Origin of the sequence: Microcoleus sp. Pol17C6 (genome assembly GCF_036701145.1) — a bacterium.
Lineage (GTDB): Bacteria > Cyanobacteriota > Cyanobacteriia > Cyanobacteriales > Microcoleaceae > Microcoleus.
Map to the genome: position 1 here is coordinate 20,797 of NZ_JAUBQH010000075.1, position 7,269 is coordinate 28,065.

The 7,269-nt window shown below is 46.4% G+C and carries 3 protein-coding genes; 2 read left to right on the top strand and 1 reads right to left on the bottom strand.

Annotated features, from left to right (window positions below; genetic code table 11):
• Nucleotides 1-1,650: VCBS repeat-containing protein (locus tag QUA25_RS25505; protein ID WP_333042138.1), on the bottom strand; the 1,650-nt coding region annotated here is incomplete at its 3' end.
• 300 nt (nt 1,651-1,950) lie between these two features.
• Between QUA25_RS25505 and QUA25_RS25510 the strand changes: the two genes are divergently transcribed.
• On the top strand, nt 1,951-3,081 hold the full coding sequence (locus QUA25_RS25510) for a serine/threonine-protein kinase (protein ID WP_333042141.1): 1,131 nt from the start codon (nt 1,951-1,953) through the stop codon (nt 3,079-3,081).
• Between the two features lie 535 nt (nt 3,082-3,616).
• On the top strand, nt 3,617-7,123 hold the full coding sequence (locus QUA25_RS25515; RefSeq protein WP_333042142.1) for a PAS domain S-box protein: 3,507 nt from the start codon (nt 3,617-3,619) through the stop codon (nt 7,121-7,123).
• Nucleotides 7,124-7,269 lie beyond the last annotated feature (146 nt).

The window sequence follows — 7,269 nt, forward strand, 5'->3', positions numbered from 1 at the left end:
CGTGACTGGTGTCGGCGTCACTGGCGTTGGCGTCGGCGTCTCTGGCGTCGGCGTTGGCGTCGGCGTCACTGGCGTTGGCGTCGGCGTTGGTGTCGGCGTAACTGGCGTCGGCGTAACTGGTGTCGGCGTAACTGGTGTCGGCGTCACTGGCGTTGGCGTCGGCGTTGGCGTCGGCGTGACTGGTGTCGGCGTTGGCGTTGGCGTTGGCGTCGGTGTCGGCGTCGGTGTCGGCGTAGTGTCGTTATCGTCGATCGCCACTATCACCCCTGGCACCGAAATTTCGTTATACTTAGCATCAGTGCTAGTTGCAGTGTGAGTAATATTAGCGCTGTCTGTACCTTGGGCAACTGTATCGTCAACAGCTTTTACCGTAACGGTTTGAGCAACATTCCAATTATTTGGAGTGAAAGTCACAGGGCCGATCGGCTGAATCTGATTATTGGTTGTGAGAGTGATGGTAACGGGGGCTGTTGGCTGCGACTTTAATTTGAGCTGGTAACTGCCATTCGCGCCGCCTTCTGTAACTTCCGTTTCGGTAAGACTAACAGAAACACCAGCCGTATCATTGTCCTCATTGCCGCTACCATCCGCTACATCATCGTTTTTGTTGAGCAAAACCGAGACGTAGCTAGATTCTTCAGTATCGTTTGTCGTAGTTAAGTCTGTCTTGCCGTCAGCATTAAAGTCCCCAACAGCAATGACAAAGGGATCTTCCCCAGCCGAAAAGTTGGCGGGCGCACCAAAACTGCCCGTACCATTTCCCAACAAAATGGAGATACCATTGCTCGTCACAGCTAAGTCTGATTTGTTATCGCTGTTAAAGTCCCCAACAGCAACACTATTGGGAAAGTCCCCCGCATTAAAGTTAGTGGGAGCCCCAAAGCTGCCTGTCCCTGTCCCCAACAGGATTGATACGTTTTTAGATTCGCCGATGTTTGTTACAGCTAAATCTGGCTTGTTATCCCCATTGAAATCCCCTGTGGCGAGCCCGATCGGATTGTTCCCCGCCTTAAATTTAGTAGGAGTCCCAAAGCTGCCTGTCCCTGTCCCCAACAGGATCGATACATTATCAGAAGAGTCTATGAAAGCTAAGTCGAGCTTGCCGTCAGCATTAAAGTCTTCCACGGCGAAAAACCGCGAATTCGACCCATTAACATTAAGGTTAGTAGGAGCCCCAAAGCTGCCTGTACCAGTTCCTAACAGGATCGATAGATTGTTATTGCCTATCGTAACTAAATCTAGCTTGCCGTCGCTGTTAAAGTCACCCGCACCAACACCAAGGCCATACTCTGACTTCCCATCAGCTTCCCCCGTATAAAAGCTCGTGGGAGTGCCAAAGCTACCTGTGCCATTTCCCAACAGGATGGCTACTTGACCTACATCTGCGCTGTCCGTCTTTACAGAAGCTATGTCGAGGTTGCCGTCGCTGTTAAAGTCCCCTAATGCCAGACTTATGGGCGTAAAGCTGATGTTAAAGTTGTTGGCAGTGCCAAAGCTGCCAGTGCCTGTCCCCAACAGAATCGAGATGTTGTTAGTTCCTTGATTCGCTGTGGCGAGATCTGGCTTACCGTCTTTGTTAAAATCTGCTACAACAACGTCACTCGGCCCTTCGCCGACAGGGAAGCTGGTTGCGGTACTGAAGATAGACATGATTAATTTACCTATTAATTGACAACACTCGTTTCTGATGTTTGCAGTTGTAAAGTCGAATCTGCGAGAGTTTAATTTGGCAATGTACTCTCTAGTTAAAAGTTGTAGTTGAGATAGTAGCAGTAACTATTTAAAACGTCAATTCATAAAATGAATAACATAAAGTCATAAAAGTCATATTGGTAAAAATATATTTCAATAAGTAGACAATCTAGCAAATTTAATAGAAATTATATATAACAGAAATCTAGGGATATAAAAATGCGTGGCTCCTGTACAAATCACTTAAAATATGAAGCTATGACAGTAGAAGAAGCAATATTGTTTTTGGACAATCTGGTATACGAACAAACGGAAAAACACCTGAGTCGGTTGCAACAGTCGATAATTCGAGGCGTTGTAGGGGGTTTGACCTATCAAGAAATTCAGCAAAACGATCCGATCGCCCGTGGGTACACAGTGGGCTACCTGGGGCGGTATGTCGGCTACAACTTGTGGAAAGACCTCACCAAGATACTGAAGCAAGCAGAAATTATTGGACAAGAAGAAAGAGTCGTCGGAGCAAATCTTTGGGACTGCATTATGAGAGCTGTACAAAAAGGCACACAACCAGCTAATTCTGTCGATCCAATGTTGCAAAAGCTGCTGCGGATGCGTTACCGAATTAGAGAACATTTGGTCAGCACCGAGTACAGCGATACCTATCTGGCTGAAGATGAAAATTTGCCCGATCGCCCTTTGTGCCTCGTCAAGCGCCTGAAAAGCCAGTCTGAGAGAAGCAGCCACCTATTCGATCGAGAAACGCGCGTTTTATATCGATTGGGCCAACACGATCGGATACCAGAATTGTTAGCTCGCTTTGAAGAAGATGGATATTTTTATTTAGTCTATCAATTCATCGAAGGGCAACCCTTGTATCAAGAACTAATCGAAGGTCAACCTTGGGAAGAAGATCGGGTTATTGCTTTGTTGACAGATATTTTGGAAGTGCTTGTATTTGTTCACAAACAAGATGTAATTCACCGCGACGTTCACCCTCAAAACTTAATCAGGCGGACATCAGATGGCAAGATTGTATTAATTGACTTTGGGGCAGTTAAAGAAATCAACACTTCACAAAACAGCATCGGTCAAACGAAATCGCGCGGCGGTACTCAGCAAGACTACATTCCCCCCGAACAAGCCATCGGTTCACCGAAATTTTGCAGCGACATCTATGCTGTCGGGCTCATCGGGATTCAAGCCTTGACAGGGATGCGCCCGAAACAACTCCGAGTTGATAATTTAGGCAATCTCATCTGGCAGAAAAATGCAACTGTCACCCCGGAATTGGCTCGCGTTTTAGACAAGATGGTGCTCTACGCTTTCCCCCAGCGTTACCCCTCAGCAACCGAAGCTTTGCAAGCACTTCTAAATTTGGGAGTTAGTTGACTGTTGACAGTTGACTGTTGACAGTTGACAGTTACCAAATCCGACTTTAATATGCCCTCTTTAGTCCCTCTCTGCTGGGACTTTGTTTTTGTAGTAGCGGTTTCAACCGCCGAGTCTTATCTGTTATGCCGCATTTCCCACAGCCACAGCACCCGGTTTACAATCCGAGTGATCTTGTTACAGAGTGATTCATCCGCTACCCTTATCCCTCCATGTACTGAGTAAAAACACTCGGTCTTGCCGATGAATCGGGCGCCAATTTCCGAAATCGCAGGAACAACGAACAAGGAACAAGGAATTTTTTATTTTAATTTAATAAGAAAAACTTACTTAATTCTGCCGAATGCCTTCTACGTAAGAGCCTTCAACTTTCATTTGACTATCTCTCTAAAGTTAGATAAAATAATTCATATTTTATGCTTAGGCAGCTTTGAGAAAATCTTAAGCAGCTTTGTATAGCGGGCAACAATCTCACTAGAGTGTTTATTGTTACCTTAGATACGTAGAAAACCAAATAATTTGAGGGAGCGAGAAATTGGAAGTTTTTGAACGAGCACAACAACTGCAAACGCCCTCAACCCGAATGGCTGCTGTCCAGTCTTTTTCCAAAAAAGCGAGTATTGCAGTAATGGCGATCGGCTGTACAGTCATTTTGGGTTGGATATTCGATCTGCCACTCTTAAAAAGCATTCTGCCCGGACTTGTGACGATGAAAGCCAATACTGCGGTCTGCTTTATTTTGAGCGGATTTTCTCTATTCATCCAACTGATCCGGCGCGCCAAATTAACAGCAAGAACGCCTCAAAAACATCATAAATATTTAATTTTTGGATGTTCATTTTTAATTATATTAATTAGCCTATTAACCCTAGTTCAATATAGCTTTAATTTAGACTTAGGCATCGACCAACTGCTATTTAAAGAAAGTTACACCTTGACAATCACCGGAACACCAGGACGCATGGCACCGAATACTGCTGGTGCTTTTTTATTACTGGGAACAGCGCTGCTGCTGCTGTCAGAACGTCGCCCTAAATACCTGCGAATTCAAATCTTAAGCTGTTCAGGATTTTTAATTGCATTTACGGGTTTGATAGGGTATTTCTACGACAAAGCTTTATTTTACCAAATTGGCAAAAATACAGGCATGGCTTTGCACACTTCCGCAGCATTTATGTTGCTGAGCTTCGGAATTTTATTTGCCAGTCCTGAGCGAGGATTGATCGCAGTAATGACGAGCGATCGCGCCGGCGGCATCATGGCGAGGCGCTTGTTACCACGGGCAATCATTATCCCGCCTGTAGTCGGTTATTTCATCATATCCGGAGAGCGGTTACAAGCCTACACGCCGGAGGTAGGGATATCGCTGTTAAGCGTATTGAACGTGATTATTTTTACAGTTCTGATTTGGCAGAATGCCAAAACTCTTTGCAGCGCAGACCGGAAGCGCTATCGAGCGGAACTGGGACTTAGGAAAGCTAAATCAGACTTAGAAACTAAAGTTGAGAAACGGACTATCCAACTGCAACTCGCCAATGAGCAATTGCAGGAGCAAATTTTCGACACTAAAACAACCAAGCAGGCACTTCAAAAAAACTACAACCTATTGCTTGCCGTCATCAATAGTACGCCAGCAGCCCTATTTGTCAAAGATATTCAGGGCCGTTACCTGATGCTCAATGCTGCGGGAGCCAGTATAATTGGCAAGTCTGTAGACGACATTATCGGCAGAGATGACAGCGAATTATTTCACCCGGAAATTGCCGACAAAATTAGCAAAACCGATCGCCCAATTATGACAACGGGAACAACGCAAGCGATCGAAGAAGACCTGCCAGTTAAAGGAAATTTGCGGACATTTCTTTCTACAAAAAGTGCTTACCGGGACGGACTAGGAAATATTAGCGGTATAGTTACCATCGCGCGGGATATTACTGAAAGCAAAAAAGCCGAAATCGCCAACAGAAGTCTGGCAGCAATTCTGGAAGCCACCCCGGATTTTGTAGGTATCTGCAACCTCGAAGGACGCGCCGTTTACATCAACAAAGCAGGCAGAAAAATGGTGGGTATAGACGAAAACGAAGATATATCCAACCTACAAGTTGCAGAATTCACGCCAGCGTCAGCCCGCAGCAATTTGAATCAAGCGATCGCCACCGCTGTTTCCGAAGGCTTTTGGAGTGGAGAAACCACCTTCCTGTCAACATCGGGACTCGAAATTCCCGTCAGCCAAGTCCTCATCTCCCACTGCGCACCGGACGAGAAACTCACATACATTTCGACGATCGCCCGCGACATCAGCGATCGCAAACACGCTGAAAAAGCCCTGCAACTGTCTCAAGCTCGTTTCGCCGGCATTGTAGAAATTGCCGACGACGCGATTATTTCGGTGGATGCTGAGCAAAAAATTATCCTGTTCAACCAAGGGGCAGAAAGGATTTTCGGGTGGACGGCTGCTGAGGCGATCGGGCAATCCCTGAGCATCCTGTTGCCCGAAGCTTTTGCCACCCCTCACAGTCTCCTCGTCAGCAATTTCGGCTGCGGCGTTAAACAAGCCCGAAACATGGGCAACCGCAAAGAAATTTTCGCCCGCCGCCGAAACGGTACGCAATTTCCTGCCGAAGCTTCTATTTCCAAACTCGATGTGGCAGGCGAAATCATATTCACAGCTATTTTGCGCGACGTGACAGCCAGCCGAGAAGCCGAAGAATCTGTGCGTCTGAGTGAGGAAAGATATCGATCGCTGGCAATGGCCACCGCACAGATGGTTTGGATGACAGACGCTAACGGAATCTTCGACAAGCCTCAGCCTGATTGGATAGCTTATACGGGCATCAGCTTTGAAGAGGAGGACAACTGGATACAAGCAGTACACCCAGAAGACCGCGATCGCACAGTACAAGCTTGGATGCGGGCAATAGAAACAAAAAGTCTCTACGAAGTCGAGCACCGCTTGCGAGCCGCAGACGGCAGCTACAGACATTTCTGGGTACGGGGCGTCCCCCTTTTGGCAGCCGACGGCAGCGTTCGCGAGTGGGTGGGAACTCACACAGATATTAGCGATCGCGTCCAAGTTTTGGAAGCACTCAAGCAGTCCGAGGGACAGTATCGATCGCAAGCAGCCGAGCTCGAAAAAGCTGTCCACGAGTTGCACCAAACTCAAACTCAACTAATCCAAACCGAAAAAATCTCTTCTCTCGGGCAGCTAGTCGCCGGCGTCGCCCACGAAATTAACAATCCGATTAACTTCATTTACGGCAACATCACCCACGCCAGCCAATACGCCACAGACTTGCTCGGTTTGCTCCATCTTTACCAGGAGAAATACCCAAATCCCGTCCCGGAAATTGTAGAAGCAGCCGAAGATATTGAAGTTGATTACTTAATGGAAGACTTTACGAAGATTTTGGAATCAATGAAGGTAGGAGCCGATCGCATCCGCGACTTAGTTGTATCCTTACGCAACTTTTCCAGACTCGACGAATCGCAAATGAAGCGAGTAGATATTCACGAAGGAATCGAAAGCACGTTGCTAATTTTGCAGCACCGAATCAAAGCTAATGTACTTCGTCCCGCTATTGAGATTATCAAAGACTACGGCCACTTCCCAAAAGTTGAGTGCTATGTAGGTCAGCTCAATCAAGTATTTATGAATCTTTTAGGAAATGCGCTAGACGCCCTCGAAGACTACAACAGCAATCACTCTTCACAAGAAATATATTCTCGCCACAACCGAATTCGGATTAGCACCAGTGCGAATTCAGACACAGTAACAATTCGCATTGCCGACAACGGGATGGGAATCAATCAAGAAGTTATTCACAAGTTATTCGATCCATTTTTTACTACTAAACCCGTCGGCAAAGGCACAGGCTTGGGACTGTCAATCAGCTATCAGATTATAGTTGAAAAACACCGAGGCAAATTGCAGTGTATTTCTACGCCCGGGGAAGGTGCAGAGTTTGTCATAGAAATTCCCATTTCGCAGAAAGTATCAGGGCTGGCTGCCGAAAACACAAAGGAAATGGTCATTAGTCATTAGACAGTTGACAGTTGGCAGTTGGCAGTTGATAGTGGGAAGTTGATCATTGATGGTTGTCATTAATCATAACAGGGTAAGCGCACGTTAAATAGTAGCTCAGGATACAGATTAATAAGCCAGATCCTGAAATTAAAGGTGCAATGCTA

Excerpts from the sequence above, each read along its gene's own strand:
- QUA25_RS25510 (WP_333042141.1), top strand. The coding sequence starts at position 1,951 with ATGACAGTAGAAGAAGCAATATTGTTTTTGGACAATCTGGTATACGAA.